The organism is Paenibacillus wuxiensis (genome assembly GCF_040195695.1).
In the GTDB taxonomy this organism is placed as follows: Bacteria; Bacillota; Bacilli; order Paenibacillales; family Paenibacillaceae; genus Paenibacillus_B; species Paenibacillus_B suaedae.
Genome location: NZ_JBEFZI010000016.1, coordinates 112,361 through 128,740, shown reverse-complemented (window position 1 = coordinate 128,740; position 16,380 = coordinate 112,361). Strand labels below are relative to the sequence as shown.

The following is a 16,380-nucleotide window of genomic DNA, read 5'->3' as shown; positions in this document are numbered from 1 at the left end:
AACGGTTTCTTTTTGTTTTACATATTTGAAAACAAGGGGGCGTCCCAAGTCTTTTTAGACTTTTGGGACACCCCCTTTTTGTGTATTAAGCAGTTGTGATATGTAATTGCTGCAATCCATATACATATGGGCTTTCGATAGGGAGCAATGGCTTTGAAAGATCTAATCTCATATGAGGGTACTTCTCAATTAACGCATTTACTGCCACCTTTGCTTCTAAACGGGCTAAAGGAGCTCCAAGACAGAAATTTTCTCCCTTACCGAATGTTAAATGCTGATTAGGTCTTCGATTTGGGATGAATCTGTCAGGATCATAAAAATGCAATTCATCACGATTGGCGGAACCGATCCAGACGACGATGAAGTCACCTTCCTTCAGGAAAGTCCCTCGCAATATCGTATCCTTTCGAACGACTCGATTCATGGCCTGCACGGGTGAGCGGAAACGAAGAGTTTCTTCCAGAACGGATGGTAGCAGTGATGAATTGCTCTTTACGTTATCCACTATCTCTTCGTTGTCTAGCAAGCAATAGATAGTGTTACTAATGAAATGAGATGTAGTTTCGCTGCCCGCGAATATCAGCAGAATGCAGAAGTTTAATATATCATGGGAAGTAAGATTATCGTAGGTGGATTGGGCTTGAACTAAAGCGGAAATGACGTCTTCACACGGATTACGTTTTTTTTCTTCAATAATAGCGGAAAAGTAATGGTACAGCTTACGGGTTGTTTGGTGTTTATGAAATATTTTAGTTTTCATTTCTTCAGGCGAAGAGCTTGAAGGGCTGGATGCAATGATTTGGGCCGATTCTCTGAACATAAGCTGATCCTCTGTTGGAATTCCTAACAGCTCAGCCATTACAATAGCAGGGAGAGGTGCCGATATCAAATTTACTACATCGACTGTAGAATTGTTATTATTGTCTTGTTCCAATAAATTGTCGACGATTTTTTTAATTTTCGCCTCCCATTTATTCGTAGCGGATGGATTGAAAAAATTGCTCACGATTGATCGCATCTGGGCATGCTTCTCTAAGCTAGCGGGATTTCCGTTGTTCTCGACACGGTGAAGTGAAAAATACTCTCTATTTTCTAATATCATTTTAACATCTTCGTATAAGAAAATATCCCATGACTTGCGCTCCTCGTCATATTTGACCGGGGAACGGCTTCTCATTTCCTGGTACCAGAGGAAAGGTTCAAAGCTATTATCGAGCTGCTTCGCTTTCTTTAAATAGGTCTCCCAAGCATTGTTCATTGGCATGCACTCTCCTAACTTATACTTTATTCACTTAAGGTACTACTATATACTATTTCTACATAGATTTATTACCTACCTTCTAGTTTATCGATGATTTGAAAATAAGGAATATTATTCAATTCGTGCAGCAGATTTGGGCACAGACGAAAGGGGGATAACCACAATGCTTGCAAGGTGGATAGAAATGATAGATAGCTTAAATCCATGGCTTATCGGCTTTGCAGGAAGTGTTGTCGTTGCGGGAGCTGCGCTATGGAAGCATGCCTTGACGCGATCCGGAGCAGCAGCCGCTGTGGCCATGGGGACCATCTATTATGGGAGCGGCGACCTGGTTTGGTTTGGATTGCTGCTCGCCTTTTTCATCACATCGACATTCTGGTCAAAATGGAAAAAACGAAAGAAATCTCATCTGGATCATATTTACGAGAAAACGGGAGAACGCGATGCTGGCCAGGTATTCGCAAATGGCGGGATTGGCATGCTGCTATGTATGGCGAATGCGGTATGGCCAAGTTCTGTATGGCTGTGGCTGTTCATCGGGGTAATGGCCACAGTGAATGCTGACACATGGGCAACAGAAATCGGCAGTTTAAGCAAGCGTTTGCCCCGCTCGCTGCTGAACGGCAAGCAGGTTGCTGCTGGTACATCAGGGGCAATATCGCTGCTTGGTACGTTTGCTTCTGTTGCGGGGGCACTTACGATAGGCCTAGCGGCAGCTGGTTTGATGGTGCTGCAGGATTTGTCGGGAACTCTTCCGGCAGTTGACGGAATGGACTGGATCACGCTTCTTATCGTGATCGCTGCTGCGGCAATTGGCGGAACAGTTGGAGCATTGTTCGATTCCCTGCTGGGGGCCTCTGTACAAGCTGGTTATCAATGCAAAGTTTGTGGAATATCCACAGAGCGATTATCACACTGCGAAGCAGCGACGAATCATATACGTGGTCTTGTTTGGTTAAATAATGATCGTGTGAACTTGCTGGCTTCATGTACCGGCGCGATTGTTTCACTTCTTGTCGCTTTGCTTCTGTAGTCCAAAAGAGATCTACAATTGTCATGCAATTGAAATCGACAACATTCCTGTCTCATGTTATAGTCGAAGCAGAATGTAAGTAACCATGGCAGCAGCGTACAAGGAGGTGAACCGAGTGAGTTATGGACAGAGTGACAAGCTGCAGTTGATTATGGATGCGGCTTATGAACTCTTCGGTTCGAATGGTTTTTATGAAACGAAAATGTCGGATATAGCTGACAAGGCAGGTATTGCCAAAGGAACGCTATATTTATATTTCGAGAGCAAAGAGCAGCTGTTTACCGTAATGATGATGCAAGGCTTTGAGCAATTTCTGCAAGAGTTGGATCAGGGGCTGCTTGAGCGGGACTCCTTGGAGGGAAGTCTAGGTTTCGTTGCCGAGCATCATTTGGAATATTATTATAATCGCAGAGAGTATACGAAGCTGTTCTTCAAGGCGCCAAATAAGGATCCGGAAATGATGGAGGCGCTGTGCAACTTCATGAAGAGTTATGTACAGCGAATCGCAAGCTCGATGGAGGATTTTAATTTGCCAGATCCTCTCCTTCATGCCAAATCATTTATCGGTATGCTCGATATGCTCAAGATGGATATATTATTTAATCCGACTTTCTCTAACCAGGATTTGCGGCAGCGGATTCAGTTCGCATCTGAGTTGTTTGTGAATGGCTGTAAGCAGGGCATACCGCTCTAGCAGCTTCATACCTGATCGCGTGCAAGGGGGGAACCGTAGGTTCTCCTCTTTCGATGATGGGAGCGGAGATAGGCGGATAAATCTGCACTCTATACTGTTGACAGCTATTTGCAATCTGGATGTGTCTACGGTTTAGGATAAAAGGTTATAAGGGGATGAAGTAAGCTTAGTTCGCTTGCAGCTTCACCTTCGTTATAGATGGCTGATGCTTGATTGGAGGAACGGAATTCATGCATGTAATGACGATTGAACAGCTAGGTAAAAGTTATGGGGACAAAACCTTATTTAAAGACGTATCATTCGGAATCGAAGAAGGGGATCGATTCGGAATTGTTGGGGTGAATGGGACGGGGAAATCTACATTCCTTCGTACGATTATGGGATTAGAGCCCGTTGAGGAAGGCAAGATCATGGTTGGCAGCCGCGTTCGGGTTCAATTTGTGCCGCAGGAGCCGGAATTTGATCCTAATGCAACTGTATTGGATCAGGTGATGGGTGGGGATGCCCCAGAAATGGTCGCGATCCGGACGTATACCGCGTGCTTGGAAGCGGCATCTTCCCAACCGAATGATGAGCAAGTACAGCATCGCTTGGTACGCGCGAGTGACGACATGGATCGCCTCCAGGCTTGGCAGCTTGAGAGCGATGCGAAGACGATCCTGTCCCGTCTGGGGATTCAGCGCTTCGATGCCCGAATGGGCGATCTCTCAGGTGGCCAGCGTAAGCGTGTGGCGCTTGCGTCAGCACTTATTCATCCTTCGGATCTTCTGCTGCTGGACGAACCTACGAACCATATTGATAATGAGACCGTAGCGTGGTTGGAAGCATTGCTTCAGAAGCGAAGCGGTGCATTGCTTATGATTACGCATGATCGCTATTTCCTCGATCGCGTCGCGAATCGCATGATTGAATTAGATCAAGGACGCGCGTATTTCTATGAAGCGAACTATACGCGTTTCCTAGAGTTGAAGGCAGATCGTGAGGCGCGTGAAGCAGCCTCGGAGGATAAGCGTCAGAATTTGCTCCGTAATGAGCTGGCATGGATTCGGCGCGGGGCACAGGCTCGGTCGACGAAGCAGAAGGCGCGAATTCAGCGCTTTGAGGAATTACAGGCCGATAACCCTGCTGCGAAGAACGGTCAAGTGGAGATATCTGCGATGTCTGCACGGCTAGGGAAGAAGATCGTGGAGATTGAGTCTCTGGGGTGTTCGATTGATGGACGGGAGCTGTTCAAGGATCTCAGCTACATCGCAGTTCCAGGGGATCGCATTGGTATCATAGGGCCAAATGGAAGCGGCAAGTCGACATTGCTTCGTGTCATTGCAGGCAAGCGCGAACCGCAGCAAGGGACAATTGTGCTCGGTCCTACGGTTCGGATTGGATTCTTCACACAAGAACATGAAGAGATGGATGAATCCCTTCGTGTCATCGAATATATACGTGAGGGAGCAGAGACCGTGCAAACCGCCGAGGGGTATACCGTAACGGCTGCACAAATGCTCGAACGGTTTATGTTCAGCCCTACAATGCAATGGACATTGATTGGCAAGCTATCCGGTGGTGAGAAGCGACGCCTTCAACTGCTTCGTATCTTGATGGAAGCGCCGAATGTGCTGCTCCTTGACGAGCCTACGAATGACTTGGATGTACAGACACTTGCTGTGCTGGAACAGTATTTGGATGACTTCCCTGGCGTTGTTATTACGGTATCTCATGATCGTTACTTCTTAGATCGAGTGGCAGAACGTATTTGGTCGTTTGAGAACGGTCGTGTCTCCCAGCATGTTGGCAATTACTCCGAATATATGGAATGGAGAGCTAAGCATGCACATGCGGCGAATACAGAAGGCGGCACGCCAACAGTGAAGACAGCAACTGCTGCAGATCCTGCGGGCCGATCAGAGCGCAAGCCTAAGCTCAAGATGTCATACAAGGAAGAGCGGGAGTATGAACAGATTGAGGAACGAATCATGGAAGCGGAAAGCAATATTGAACGTATCCAGCAAGATATGGAACAAGCGTTCAATGATTCAGTACGCTTGCAGGAGCTGATGAAGGAAGATGCGGAGGCTCAGAAGCTCTTGGAGCATTTGATGGAGAGATGGACTTATTTAAGCGAGCTAGCGGAGCAAATCGAGGCTGAGAAGTCGAAATAATGCTGCTGGTTCGAGTGAATATGAATACACCATAGTTCATCGATGATTATAGCGATCGAAACAACTACGATGGAATATCAGCGGAGTGAGGGGAAGCGTTCGTATGAGGGGGAAGTATGAACCAGCACCACATGATATAGTGATATATCCTAGCAAGCGCAAGTTAGTCGTCATGTTCCTATGTTCCATAGTGTTTATTGCGATTGGAATGGTCATGCTTATGCAAGATCAAGGTGGAGTCGTGCTTCTAGGGGGAGTATGTGTCTTATTTTTCGGTATGTGCGGTGTATATTGCGCATACCGCATGTTAGTCCCTAAGCCAGCTGTCATCCTGACAGCGGATGCCTTCTATGATCAAGCCTCGCTTGGGGCAGCAGGGAGAGTATTGTGGTCAGAGGTAGAAGAAATTAAAGTGTACGATATGATGGGCCAATCCTTCCTGGGAGTGAAGATGGCCAATCCGGAAGAATTCCTTGCTCGGTGTCCAGGCTGGAAACGTTCGCTCATGTCAGCGAACCGAGCATTCGTTGATACGCAGATCAACATCCCAAAGGTTGGCATTCGAGGCTCGCTGGAGCAAGTGGCTCAAGAGATGCTCGTACGCTGGGATCGTGCCAAGTCGCAACATACTTAGGCGAATAAGAGAAGAGCAGGTAACCTCAGTGGGTAGTCCCCATGTGAGGTTCCTGCTCTTTTTTTCGTACGGCAAACCGTTCAACAATTCTGCCGATCAATCTCAATTCATACTGTTATTCATCTTTGCCAATCTTGACGATGGCTCTCCCAGATGATTGGCCCTGGAGCAACTGGTTGAGATAGCCAGGGACATCAGTCAGCTGCAATTCATGAATCCAGTTCGGGGTATGGGTGAATGACTTCCACTCCGCCGCGATTCGTGACCAGAGGCGGACACGATCTGTACTCGGTACGAATACAGAATCGATGCCATATAAGGCGGTCCCTCTCAGAATAAATGGGAAGACAGAAGCCGGCAAAGTTCCACCAGCCGTCATTCCTGTTGCGGCCACAGCCCCGCCGTAATGGAGGGACGCTAGGACAGAGGCAAGAATCGCGCCGCCACAGACGTCGATCGCTCCTGCCCAGCGCTGCTTATCGAGAGCCCGAGGCCGCTCTGGAAGAAGTTCCTCACGTGCAACAATCTGCTCGGCACCAAGAGAACGAAGTAACTCTTCATACTGGGCTTTACCTGTAGAAGCGGCAACCTCATATCCGAGCTGTGCCAGCATAGAGACTGCGATGGAGCCGACTCCGCCTGTCGCACCAGTAACAAGGATAGGGCCTTTATCAGTTGTAATACCATGGCGTTCTATCCGTTCGACAGCGAGAGCAGCAGTGAGACCCGCTGTGCCGAATATCATCGCCTCCCTTAGGCTGAGCGAATCGGGGAGTGGAACGATCCAATCGCCTGGTACGCGCACAATCTCACTGAGACCGCCCGTATGGGTTACGCCTAGCCCATATCCCGTTACCAGTACACGCTGTCCTGCCGAATATCGTTCATCCTCTGATTCAATGATCACCCCAGATACATCAATTCCGGGGATGAAGGGGTATGATTTTACGATATTTCCTGTTGGCGAGCAGGCAAGCGCGTCTTTGTAGTTCAATCCAGAATACGCGGTACGAATCGTTACTTCTCCCGCTGACAATTGCTCGGGGGTACATTGTTTAACACTTACATCCAGCGTCCCATCCGTTTGCGTGTTAATCCATAACGCTGCAAATTGCTGTTTCATCTTACCTTCGAACCTCCCTTTCATTCCATGCTGCTTATGTGTAATTAGGTAGAAGACAGGCTGATATCACTCGCTTCAGAGTTGGCATTTAGACAGCATTCATTATAAGGGATCAGGTTCTTATTCCTCTGTGATGTATGCAGCAATCAAGCGTGCTGTATTGATTACTGCCCGCTGATGAGTGCGTTCCATCGCATGTGAGGCATGAACGCCTGGCCCAATTAAGGCAGCACGGATGTTGTTGCCACCGCGAAGCGCAGCTGAAGCATCGGAACCATAGTGAGGGTAAATATCAACTGCATGCTCGATTCCCTCTCGTTCTGCCAGAGCAATAAGAGTGCCCGTCATCATATAGTCGTAAGGCCCGGATGAATCTTTCGCACAGATGGACACGTCCGTCTCCTTGCAAGACAGATCATCGCCCATAGCTCCCATATCAACAGCAAGCATCTCCGTTATTTCCTGGGGAATGTAGGATGCGCCATGTCCGATTTCTTCGTAATTCGTAATGAAAATGACAATATCGTGCTTTGGCTGCCATGCGTGGCGCTTCATGCTCTCCAGCAATCCGAATAAGGCAGCTACACTAGCTTTGTCATCCAGATGGCGCGACTTAATAAATCCATTTGGCAAGTGTACAGGACGTGCGTCAAATGAAACGTAATCACCTGTGCGAATGCCAAGTTCCTCGGTATCCTTCTTGGTATGTACAAGCTCATCGATGCGCACAATCATGTTCTTCTCTTCACGTGCGTATTCGCGTGCGTCGCTGTATACATGCACGGAAGGGTGGTTCGTCATAATTGTACCTGTGTATGTACGACCGTCACGAGTATGTATGTGGCAATATTCATTCTCCATGGAACTAGACATATATCCGCCTAGGGAAGTTAAGCGAAGTGTGCCATCAGCATGGATGGATCGTACCATAGCACCCAGCGTGTCGACATGGGCAGACAATCCGATGACTTTGTTCGAATCGTGCTTCTCTCCTGCAACCTTAATGACGCCACAGCCTTTTTGAGTCTGCTCGAATGCGTATCCGAGTTGTTCCGCTTCACGGCCAATGCGGGCCATAATATGGTGGGTATAGCCTGTTGGACTCGGTGTATTAAGCAATTCGAGCAGGAAGGAAGTTACGTAATTTTCGTTAATTATCGCTTGGAAGGGTTGTGATGAAATAGTTGAATGATTGGGTGCAGTCATGACTGTATTCCTCCTTGATATGATAAATGGGTACGATTTAATCGCTAAACGCTAAATACCAGTGTTAATGTTAATGCAAATACTAGTTCTGAGACTAGTACTAATGCAAGTACTAATACAAGTACTAATGCAAGTACTGGTGCTAGTGATCAATCTTGCTCGAATTGACTGTGCTTGATGTGAGTCCCGTTAAATCCTCATTTGTCATGCTGTCGCCATGAGGATGCAATTCTTCCAGGTTGTTTGTCGATTCATGATTCTCGAACAAGCTAGTGTCAGCGTCGCCTGTATATTGAGCAAGCTGATGCTCCAATTGCTTAATCTTCTTCTGGGAGCGGAACTGCAGGTAGATGCTGTATGAACCGACAATTACAGCTCCAAGCAGGGTGCAGCCCAAAATGAGAAGAATGAGCGGTACATCGAACGTGCCGAACAAGAGATTCACTTGTACTGGATTCACGTTAATGACTGCAAATATCGCCGTAATGAGCGCAAATATAAGTCCTGCTAGCAGGGACCATTGAATACGCATTGCAGGTAGCCTCCTTACCATTATGTTTATGTATCTATTCTCAGTATAATGTTCGACTTCATTCGCCACAAGTTGAATGGTTGCTCCAATCAAATATTTTCATTATGGAATAAGGATTCATAATACAGACATGTCATGATATGATCATGGGGAGGAATGATCTGGAAGTAAATGGAGGGACATTCATGAATACGAGGAAGGCAGACGTTGTCATTATTGGTGGAGGGCTTGGGGGAACACTGGCAGCTTGGACACTGGCGAATCGGGGTCTAGAAGTGATCATGACAGAAGAGACGGACTGGATTGGAGGCCAGCTTACCAGTCAAGCAGTTCCACCAGATGAACACCCATGGATTGAACAAACAGGATGTACTGCTGCTTATCGAGCATTCCGCAATCAGATTCGGAGTTATTATGCTGCACTTGTGAAGCCGGAGCTGCTGAAGGATCGAGATGCATACGACAATACTTTCAATCCGGGGAATGGATGGGTAAGCCGGCTGTGTCACGAGCCGAATGTTGCGCATGATCTGCTGCAAGCGTGGCTTTGCCCTCACGTTGAGGAAGGGCGTTTGCACATTTTGTATCATACGGTTCCGCTTGAAGCGCACACGCAAGGCGATGCCGTACAAGACATCACAGTGCTCAATCGAATTACAGGAGAGAAGACAGTACTCACTGGACAATATTACGTAGATGCAACAGAATGTGGTGACGTGCTGCCGCTCGCAGGTGTTGAATATATCGTTGGTGCTGAATCACAGCAGATGACAGGGGAGCCTCATGCGCTAACAGAAGCAGACCCAACTGATTTGCAAGCGTTTACAGTAGTGATGTCACTGGAGAAGCTGGATGCCAACGCCGCTGAACGCAATGAGCCGATTGCCAAGCCGGCAAATTATGATTGGTGGAGAAGCTTTCACCATGAAGGATCGCCTTATCCTTTGTTAAGTTGGTGGGATACAAAGCCGAATGCGACTCATGAAATGCGCAAGTTCATTTGCTTGCCCGACGGTATAGACCCGCTGCCTCTGTGGACGTATCGCCGTACTGTGGACGCATCGCAGTTTCGGGACGGCCATTATGAGGGAGATCTGTCCTTAATTAATTGGCCGCAAAATGATTATTCCCTTGCATCTCCTGTTGAGATGAGTTATGAAGAGCGGGATGCGATTGTTGAGGAGGCTAAGCAGTTAAGCTTGTCTCTGTTATATTGGCTTCAGACAGAAGCGCCACGTGAAGATGGTGGAGTAGGGTACCCCGAATTCCGCTTGTATCGTCCATCTGTCGGCACTGATGATGGCCTTGCTAAGTCGGCTTACATTCGTGAATCGAGAAGAATTCATGCCTTATATACGATAACGGAACATGATGTGAGCAAGGAGCTTCGCAAGGGGCAGGGACTAGGTATTCGACGATATGAGGATAGTGTAGGAGTAGGGCATTATTCTATGGATTTGCATACAACAACCAAGACTGGACGAAGCTGCTATATTCCGACCTTGCCTTATGAAATTCCACTTGGATCTCTCATTCCGAAGCGGGTCACGAATGTTCTGCCTGCTTGCAAAAATATCGGTACGACTCAGCTCACTAACGGGTGCTATCGCTTGCATCCAACCGAATGGAATATTGGAGAATCCGTCGGTCACTTGATCGCTTATTCGATTGAGCAAGGGGTCATTCCGCGCAAGGTCTATGAGGATAAGCAGCATCTCAGCGCTTATCAAGCGGAGCTGGATGGGGCAGGCGTACAGCGAAGCTGGCCGTTCGATGGAACCGAAATCGCATAGCGCAGCTATATCAACTTCTTCGTTTCTTACCTATTAGCACGCGTCGTGTCCCTGGGAATTACTCGATTTGATACAAGATTGAATGTGACAGGATAGCTGACAAAAAAAGAGACGCCCAGACAGCAGTTAGTTAGGCTGTCTAGCGTCTCTTTTACATTTATTTTGCAGCGAGCTGTTCCATCTCTTTGATAAGGGATTCAAGCAAGCTCATGCCTTCTTCGATTGGCTTCGGAGTGGACATATCTACGCCAGCCTTCTTCAGTATGTTGATCGAGAAGTCGCTGCCGCCGCTCTTCAGGAAGCCTGTGTAACGATCGACTGCCGGTTGACCTTCTTCGAGAATTTGCTTCGCGAAGCTTTGTGCAGCCGAGAAGCCTGTCGCGTATTTGAACACGTAGAAGCTTGTATAGAAGTGAGGAATACGTGCCCATTCCATCTCGATATCTTTGTCGATGACCATGTCATCTCCGTAGTACTTCTTATTCAAGTCATAGTACACGTCACAGAGGAGCTGCGGTGTCAGTGCTTCACCTTTCTCAGCGTGATCATGGATAATCATCTCGAATTCAGCGAACATCGTCTGACGGAATACAGTTGTACGGAATTGATCGATGTAGTACGCAAGCAGATACATCTTTTCTTTCTTATCCGTTGTCTTCTTCAGCATATAATCCATGAGCAGCGCTTCATTTAACGTGGAAGCAACCTCTGCCAAGAAGATGGTGTACTGTGCGTCACGATATGGCAGGTTGTTGTCCGAATGGTACGAATGCAGTGCGTGACCCATTTCATGTGTCAATGTGAACATGCTGTTCAAATTGTCTTTATGGTTCAACAGCACGTAAGGGTGCGTGCCGTATGCGCCCCAGCTGTATGCGCCAGTACGCTTGCCTTCATTTTCATAAACGTCAATCCATCCGTTGTCGAAACCATCTTGAAGCACATTCAGATACGATTCACCAAGCGGCTTCAAGCTTTCCTTAACAGTTGCCTTCGCTTCTTCGAATGTAATATTCATGTCGAACTCATCGACAACCGGAGCGAATAGGTCGTACATATGTAGTTCCTTCACACCCAGAAGCTGCTTGCGAAGCTTCATGTAGCGGTGCATAAGCGGCAAGTGCTTGTGGATCGTGTCAATCAGATTCGTATATACTTCCTTCGGAATGTTGTCGCCGTACAGATACATTTCCAATGTGGAAGGGTATTTGCGTGCGCGAGAATAGAACAGGTTCTTCTGTACGTTCGCATTGAGTGTAGAAGCAACTGTATTGCGAAGCTTGCGATATGTACCGTATACGCCTTCGAAAGCAGCCTTGCGAACTTCGCTGTTGCGGCTTTCAAGGAATTGAATGTAGCGGCCATGTGTCAGCTCTACATCCTTGCCGTTCTCGTCCTTAATCGTTGGGAACTTCATGTCGGCATTGTTCAGCATGCTGTAAATGGTCTCAGGCGCCTTGGACATGCTTCCAACTTGCGCGAGCAGCGCTTCTTCTTGCTTGGACAGAATATGTGCCTTTTGGCGCTGCATTTCAGTCAACGTGAAGCGGTAAGCAGCCAGCTTCGGTTCTTGAATGAAGGCATTCAATTGCTCATCAGACAAGGACAGAACTTCAGGCGTAATGAAAGAGAGAGCCTCCCCAACTGTTACGCTTAATTGCTTGGCCTTCTCGGACAATGCCTGATATCCAGGTTCCGCTGTGTCTTCATGATGGCGCATGCTCGCATATACGTACAGGCGCTCTGTATGTAGGGAAATATCGTCTTCCAGCTCAAAGCAATTCTTCAGTGCTTCCGCATCATTCAACTTGCCTTGATATTGCTTCATTTTATCCAACAGCTGGTTAACCAGCGAGAATTCTTTGTCCCATTCTGCTTGTGATCCGAATAAGTCCTCCAATTTCCAGCGGACATCCTGTGGGACTTCTGAACGTTTCCATACTTGTTCCATATGTACCCTCCTCATATATTGATATTGCGATAATGGCTTCGCTGTCGCTTGCTTATAACTAGCGGCTGTTGAAGCAGACAGTAGGCTGGTCACCATGATGGCAGAGGTGACCAGCCCGATAACCAATTGGCGTGTCGTGGCCATATATCCCCCTCCGGTAGCGTTGCCGTGCGGCAATGGTGCTGTGTGCACTCACCGATTAATCTGTAGGGTAGTATGACCAGAGAACGCCAAACTATTTGTTGCGGGCGGCTGTGCTTGTTCGTTGAAGAAGCTAACTGCCGAGCGCAAAGAAAGAATAGACAATTAGGAAGAAGGCGAATGTAATCAAGCATAATGCAGTAATTGCCAACGGCCTGCGCAGCTTCTCTGGCAGCGTGTCTCTCTTCCAGACTAGGATCACTCCAAGTGAAAATGCAAGCAAAACAAAAATAAGGTTCGTTGATGAATTCATAAGCATCCTGCCTTTATACTTGCTTGAATTTGTCCATGATCTCTTTCCATTCTTCTTCCTTGCCTACGTAATCTTCTTTAGGAAAGCGTTGTTCAGCCCAATGCATCAAGGCCGGACGGCTCAAGAAGTTATGGCATTCTTCTCCCCATTGTTCGGATATTTCACGCAATACGATATAACGGCCCTGTACTTCAACCGTAAGCATATTCCAGTTATCCTTTTTATAAATAACATGTTTCTTCATCATAATTTGGTTCCCTCGTTTCTTGGTGCAGGGCACTGTCACTCTAAGTTGTAAGCGGTATTGCCAAGCAGTTCGTCTTACCGATCATGATACCTTAGCCATTAAATGAAATCAAATCTGATTTCACTGGAAAACCGCAATATTGATCACATTATTTGCAATTTTTTTAGAAATCTTTTTTTGTGGGAAAAGTTGCGTTTGACTTTTTGCTTAAGTATAATATTACTATTCGCCTGTCAGGGCGAAGAAGTGAGGAGGTTTTGACTTTGAAAGGTACTGTAAAATGGTTTAACGCAGAAAAAGGCTACGGATTTATCCAAGTGGAAAACGGCGAAGACGTATTCGTTCATTTCTCCGCAATCCAAGGCGACGGTTTCAAAACACTTGACGAAGGCCAAGAAGTAGAGTTCGATATTACTGAAGGCAATCGCGGTGCGCAAGCAGCTAATGTCATTAAATTATAATGAATTGTCCCGTTAAGGGCTGTCATTTATAAATAGTGCACTAGCAACGCCAAGCAGCCATGTTCATGTTGAGCATGGCTGCTTTTTTATGTTCTCATTTGATCGCAGTAGCCTGAACCCATTATTTAGTTATTCTGTACCCTGTTTGTTCATTAGGCTTGTTCTTAAAGATATGCTCGATCCGAGAGTCGTGGATTTGATTAAGATAGAATACCGCTGTTCACGAGCCGCGCAAGTTGCCTCGGAGACAGTGTCTCACAGTTGAATGGGATCACTTGCAGGCTGAATGACATGTCCTTGCACTTCAATTCATGCTCAGGGAGCGCTCTCGGGCCGCAGCTGTTGCTGCCAAGACCATTCTGTGCTTTGTCCAGATGAAGAACAATATCGCTTCGAGGCACTAGATCAGCATGATGGGCGGCATTCTCCAAGTCCATGACCGAGTAGCGATGGGCGCTAAAGTCAAAGGTGTCCACTCCAGAACTGCTTGTAAAGAATAGTCCCGTGCCTTGAGCGTTCACAAAAGATACCCATCTTGTATCTGTACGATTGCCATTCTCCTGCGGCTTCTCGTATGCCACCATAAGATCATCGACCTTCGCTTCGTACCAGCCAATTGCAGCTGCTTCCTTGCTGTCGACATAGCTTTCGCCTGGACCGCGTCCATACCAGCTGCAGGAATTCAAGCCGGCAGGGATGCCAAGCTCGTAGCCAAAACGAGGGAGAACCTCTGGATGGCATCCTTCAGGCCGTACGTCAATGTGCAGCTGTATGATCCCATTTCCTTGTATGGTCATGATCTGCTCACAGGCCAATCCCCACATGAAGGCAGGTACTCCTAACCGGAAGCAGGTCGTTACGGTAATCATCCCCTCTGCTGCGCGTGATGAATCGATAGTCACCTGTTTTATCCGTTTGTTCAATTGATGTAGTCCAGCATTCCGCCAATCCGTCACTAGATAGCGATCATTATCGATAACGGCACGCCATAATTGAAGGCGGGGACTGCCAGTTAGCAAATCTGTGTTATGGAAACGCCAAGAGAGAAGGCTTCCGTCTGACCGATTGATCTCCATAGTAAAGCTGCTGCCTGTAAGGATGAGGCTAGCTCCTTGGTCATGGATCGAAATGGGCTTCAGCGACATCATGCCTGCAGGGGCAGTATTAATACCGAAGCCGGATGTCAGGCTGCTCTTAGACGATGATATGGTAGAGGAGGGTGCTGTCTCCTGTATGCAATCGGTATGCTGTAGCTGAAGAACCTGCGAAGGCTCAAGCTCAAATTGAGCCCATGCCACTTCATGACCCACAGGAAGCCAGGGGATTGTGCCATAAGTGCCGCTACCCGAACGGAAGGAGAACCGAAGCCACATATGCTGAAATGCCGGTTCAGATATCGTATGGCCGAACGCGGCTCGAATCGCTGTCCGCGCATCCCACCGCCATGCAGCGCGCTCACGTGGAGGTACTTCGGGCACCTCGAATGTCCCTTCGGCAATAAGTTCACCATCGGCAATGATGGAATAGTGACCGCGCAAGCATGATAATGGAAGGAAGTCGTACCGGTTCTCGATGATATATTCTCCTGGTTCACTGCTGGCATAGACTTTGACAGGCTCGATCGCTTTTTTGTATTCATGCAGAGCGGGCCACGGCTTACGGTCTCCGTCGATGAGTCCATTCAAGCAGAAGTTTCCGTCATGAATAAGCTCGCCGAAGTCACCGCCATACGCCATTTCTTGGCGGCCATCCTCTCGCTCACGCCGAATGCCTTGATCGACCCAATCCCAGACGAACGCACCTTGCAGCTTCGGGTAGCGATAGAACATTTCCACGTAGTCCTTAAGCGCTCCCGGTCCGTTGCCCATTGCATGCGCGAATTCACATAAAATATACGGACGATCGTCATCAGAGTGAACAACCTTCTCAATGGCTTCGAGTGTTGGGTACATTGTTGAGCGGATGCGGAGTTCAAGCATGTTGCTCCAATCGCCTTCGTAATGAACGGGGCGAGTCGGATCATATTGCTGTGCCCACTCAGCCATGGCTGCATGATTGGGCCCACAGCCGGATTCATTGCCAAGCGACCACATGATGACGCTCGGCGCATTTTTGTCACGGATTACCATCCGCTGCATTCGCTCCACATAGGCCTGTTTCCAAGTCTCATCCTCACTGAGCAGTGACCAACACCCGGCAGCTTGAAATCCATGTGTTTCCAAGTCCGCTTCGTCGATTACGTATAGCCCTGCCTCATCACATAAGGCGTAGAAGCGCGGATCATTCGGGTAGTGTGAGGTCCGCACAGCATTCAAGTTGAACTGCTTCATTAAGCGCACATCTTCGACCATTGTGGCATAGGGAACCGCACGTCCATGATCCGGATGGAATTCATGCCGATTGACGCCCTTGAACATGATAGCCTTCCCGTTTACGAGAAGATTCGTACCGGTAAGCTTCACTTCTCTGAATCCGATTCGCTGCGAGATTACTTGAATGACCTCTTGGTTCTTGTCTCGAAGCTCCAGCACGAGATGATACAAATAAGGGTTCTCCGCTGACCATAGTGTAGGGGCTTCTACGGTAGTGCTTACCCGGATGATTGGCTCTGATTGCTGGCATCGATCACATACCAGAATTGTGTTCGCCGGCGAAATTGGCTGGCGGGCTGCATTCAATAATGTCCATGCAAATGTATGTGACTGCGCAGCCTCCTCGCTGATACAGAGCTCGACATCAACGTCCAGTTGAGCACGCTCACCATTGTCGAGCAGTTGTGTGCGAACCGTAAAGTCCCACATATGCTCCGTCGGGAAGGCCAGCAAATACACATCG

General features: G+C 47.8%; 14 protein-coding genes. 6 read left to right on the top strand and 8 right to left on the bottom strand.

What is annotated here, in order from left to right; all coding sequences use genetic code 11:
* Positions 1–85 precede the first annotated feature (85 nt).
* Positions 86–1,258: a cytochrome P450 gene (locus ABN764_RS27420; protein ID WP_065290782.1), complete on the bottom strand. Its 1,173-nt coding sequence runs from the start codon at positions 1,256–1,258 to the stop codon at positions 86–88.
* Positions 1,259–1,445: 187 nt separating this feature from the next.
* Here ABN764_RS27420 and ABN764_RS27415 point away from each other — a divergent pair, with 187 nt between their 5' ends.
* From ABN764_RS27415 to ABN764_RS27400, 4 genes are all read left to right on the top strand, one after another.
* Positions 1,446–2,294, top strand: coding sequence for a DUF92 domain-containing protein (locus tag ABN764_RS27415; RefSeq protein ID WP_446673702.1), 849 nt, complete (start codon positions 1,446–1,448; stop codon positions 2,292–2,294).
* A gap of 115 nt (positions 2,295–2,409) precedes the next feature.
* Positions 2,410–2,988 (top strand): TetR/AcrR family transcriptional regulator, encoded by a 579-nt coding sequence (locus ABN764_RS27410; protein WP_268626271.1) that lies wholly within the window; start codon positions 2,410–2,412, stop codon positions 2,986–2,988.
* A 230-nt stretch (positions 2,989–3,218) separates the two neighbouring features.
* Positions 3,219–5,144, top strand: a complete 1,926-nt coding sequence (locus ABN764_RS27405; protein WP_174809265.1) for an ABC-F family ATP-binding cassette domain-containing protein — start codon at positions 3,219–3,221, stop codon at positions 5,142–5,144.
* Positions 5,145–5,247: 103 nt separating this feature from the next.
* The gene (locus ABN764_RS27400) at positions 5,248–5,778 is read left to right on the top strand and encodes an STM3941 family protein (protein WP_446673701.1); all 531 of its coding nucleotides are present in this window, start codon (positions 5,248–5,250) and stop codon (positions 5,776–5,778) included.
* Between the two features lie 115 nt (positions 5,779–5,893).
* Here ABN764_RS27400 and ABN764_RS27395 read toward each other — a convergent pair whose 3' ends face one another.
* From ABN764_RS27395 to ABN764_RS27385, 3 genes are all read right to left on the bottom strand, one after another.
* On the bottom strand, positions 5,894–6,901 hold the full coding sequence (locus ABN764_RS27395) for an oxidoreductase (protein ID WP_446673700.1): 1,008 nt from the start codon (positions 6,899–6,901) through the stop codon (positions 5,894–5,896).
* A 120-nt stretch (positions 6,902–7,021) separates the two neighbouring features.
* Complete coding sequence (locus tag ABN764_RS27390; protein ID WP_446673699.1) at positions 7,022–8,107, bottom strand: M42 family metallopeptidase; 1,086 nt, start codon at positions 8,105–8,107, stop codon at positions 7,022–7,024.
* 142 nt (positions 8,108–8,249) lie between these two features.
* A complete protein-coding gene (locus tag ABN764_RS27385) occupies positions 8,250–8,639 on the bottom strand; it encodes a LapA family protein (protein WP_446673698.1) in 390 nt (129 codons plus the stop codon).
* 185 nt (positions 8,640–8,824) lie between these two features.
* Between ABN764_RS27385 and ABN764_RS27380 the strand changes: the two genes are divergently transcribed.
* The gene (locus ABN764_RS27380) at positions 8,825–10,432 is read left to right on the top strand and encodes an FAD-dependent oxidoreductase (RefSeq protein ID WP_446673697.1); all 1,608 of its coding nucleotides are present in this window, start codon (positions 8,825–8,827) and stop codon (positions 10,430–10,432) included.
* Positions 10,433–10,589: 157 nt separating this feature from the next.
* On the opposite strand, the gene pepF is transcribed toward ABN764_RS27380, so the two are convergent.
* The 3 genes from pepF to ABN764_RS27365 all read right to left on the bottom strand — a co-directional run bounded on the left by pepF (position 10,590) and on the right by ABN764_RS27365 (position 13,084).
* The gene (pepF, locus tag ABN764_RS27375; RefSeq protein ID WP_174810925.1) at positions 10,590–12,383 is read right to left on the bottom strand and encodes an oligoendopeptidase F; all 1,794 of its coding nucleotides are present in this window, start codon (positions 12,381–12,383) and stop codon (positions 10,590–10,592) included.
* Positions 12,384–12,657: 274 nt separating this feature from the next.
* The gene (locus ABN764_RS27370) at positions 12,658–12,837 is read right to left on the bottom strand and encodes a hypothetical protein (RefSeq protein WP_072729768.1); all 180 of its coding nucleotides are present in this window, start codon (positions 12,835–12,837) and stop codon (positions 12,658–12,660) included.
* A gap of 13 nt (positions 12,838–12,850) precedes the next feature.
* Positions 12,851–13,084, bottom strand: a complete 234-nt coding sequence (locus ABN764_RS27365) for a hypothetical protein (RefSeq protein ID WP_174811497.1) — start codon at positions 13,082–13,084, stop codon at positions 12,851–12,853.
* A 263-nt stretch (positions 13,085–13,347) separates the two neighbouring features.
* Here ABN764_RS27365 and ABN764_RS27360 point away from each other — a divergent pair, with 263 nt between their 5' ends.
* Positions 13,348–13,545 carry a cold shock domain-containing protein gene (locus ABN764_RS27360; protein WP_005546053.1) on the top strand — a complete coding sequence of 66 codons (198 nt, stop codon included), beginning with the start codon at positions 13,348–13,350 and terminating at the stop codon, positions 13,543–13,545.
* A 200-nt stretch (positions 13,546–13,745) separates the two neighbouring features.
* On the opposite strand, the gene ABN764_RS27355 is transcribed toward ABN764_RS27360, so the two are convergent.
* Positions 13,746–16,380: glycoside hydrolase family 2 TIM barrel-domain containing protein (locus ABN764_RS27355; RefSeq protein WP_446673696.1), on the bottom strand; the 2,635-nt coding region annotated here is incomplete at its 5' end.

Bases quoted from the DNA above. Each gene is read 5' to 3' on its own strand.
- ABN764_RS27420 (WP_065290782.1), bottom strand. From the start codon at position 1,258: ATGAACAATGCTTGGGAGACCTATTTAAAGAAAGCGAAGCAGCTCGAT.
- ABN764_RS27415 (WP_446673702.1), top strand. From the start codon at position 1,446: ATGATAGATAGCTTAAATCCATGGCTTATCGGCTTTGCAGGAAGTGTT.
- ABN764_RS27405 (WP_174809265.1), top strand. From the start codon at position 3,219: ATGCATGTAATGACGATTGAACAGCTAGGTAAAAGTTATGGGGACAAA.
- ABN764_RS27400 (WP_446673701.1), top strand. From the start codon at position 5,248: ATGAGGGGGAAGTATGAACCAGCACCACATGATATAGTGATATATCCT.
- ABN764_RS27395 (WP_446673700.1), bottom strand. From the start codon at position 6,901: ATGAAACAGCAATTTGCAGCGTTATGGATTAACACGCAAACGGATGGG.
- ABN764_RS27390 (WP_446673699.1), bottom strand. From the start codon at position 8,107: ATGACTGCACCCAATCATTCAACTATTTCATCACAACCCTTCCAAGCG.
- ABN764_RS27385 (WP_446673698.1), bottom strand. From the start codon at position 8,639: ATGCGTATTCAATGGTCCCTGCTAGCAGGACTTATATTTGCGCTCATT.
- ABN764_RS27380 (WP_446673697.1), top strand. From the start codon at position 8,825: ATGAATACGAGGAAGGCAGACGTTGTCATTATTGGTGGAGGGCTTGGG.
- pepF (WP_174810925.1), bottom strand. From the start codon at position 12,383: ATGGAACAAGTATGGAAACGTTCAGAAGTCCCACAGGATGTCCGCTGG.
- ABN764_RS27370 (WP_072729768.1), bottom strand. From the start codon at position 12,837: ATGAATTCATCAACGAACCTTATTTTTGTTTTGCTTGCATTTTCACTT.
- ABN764_RS27365 (WP_174811497.1), bottom strand. From the start codon at position 13,084: ATGATGAAGAAACATGTTATTTATAAAAAGGATAACTGGAATATGCTT.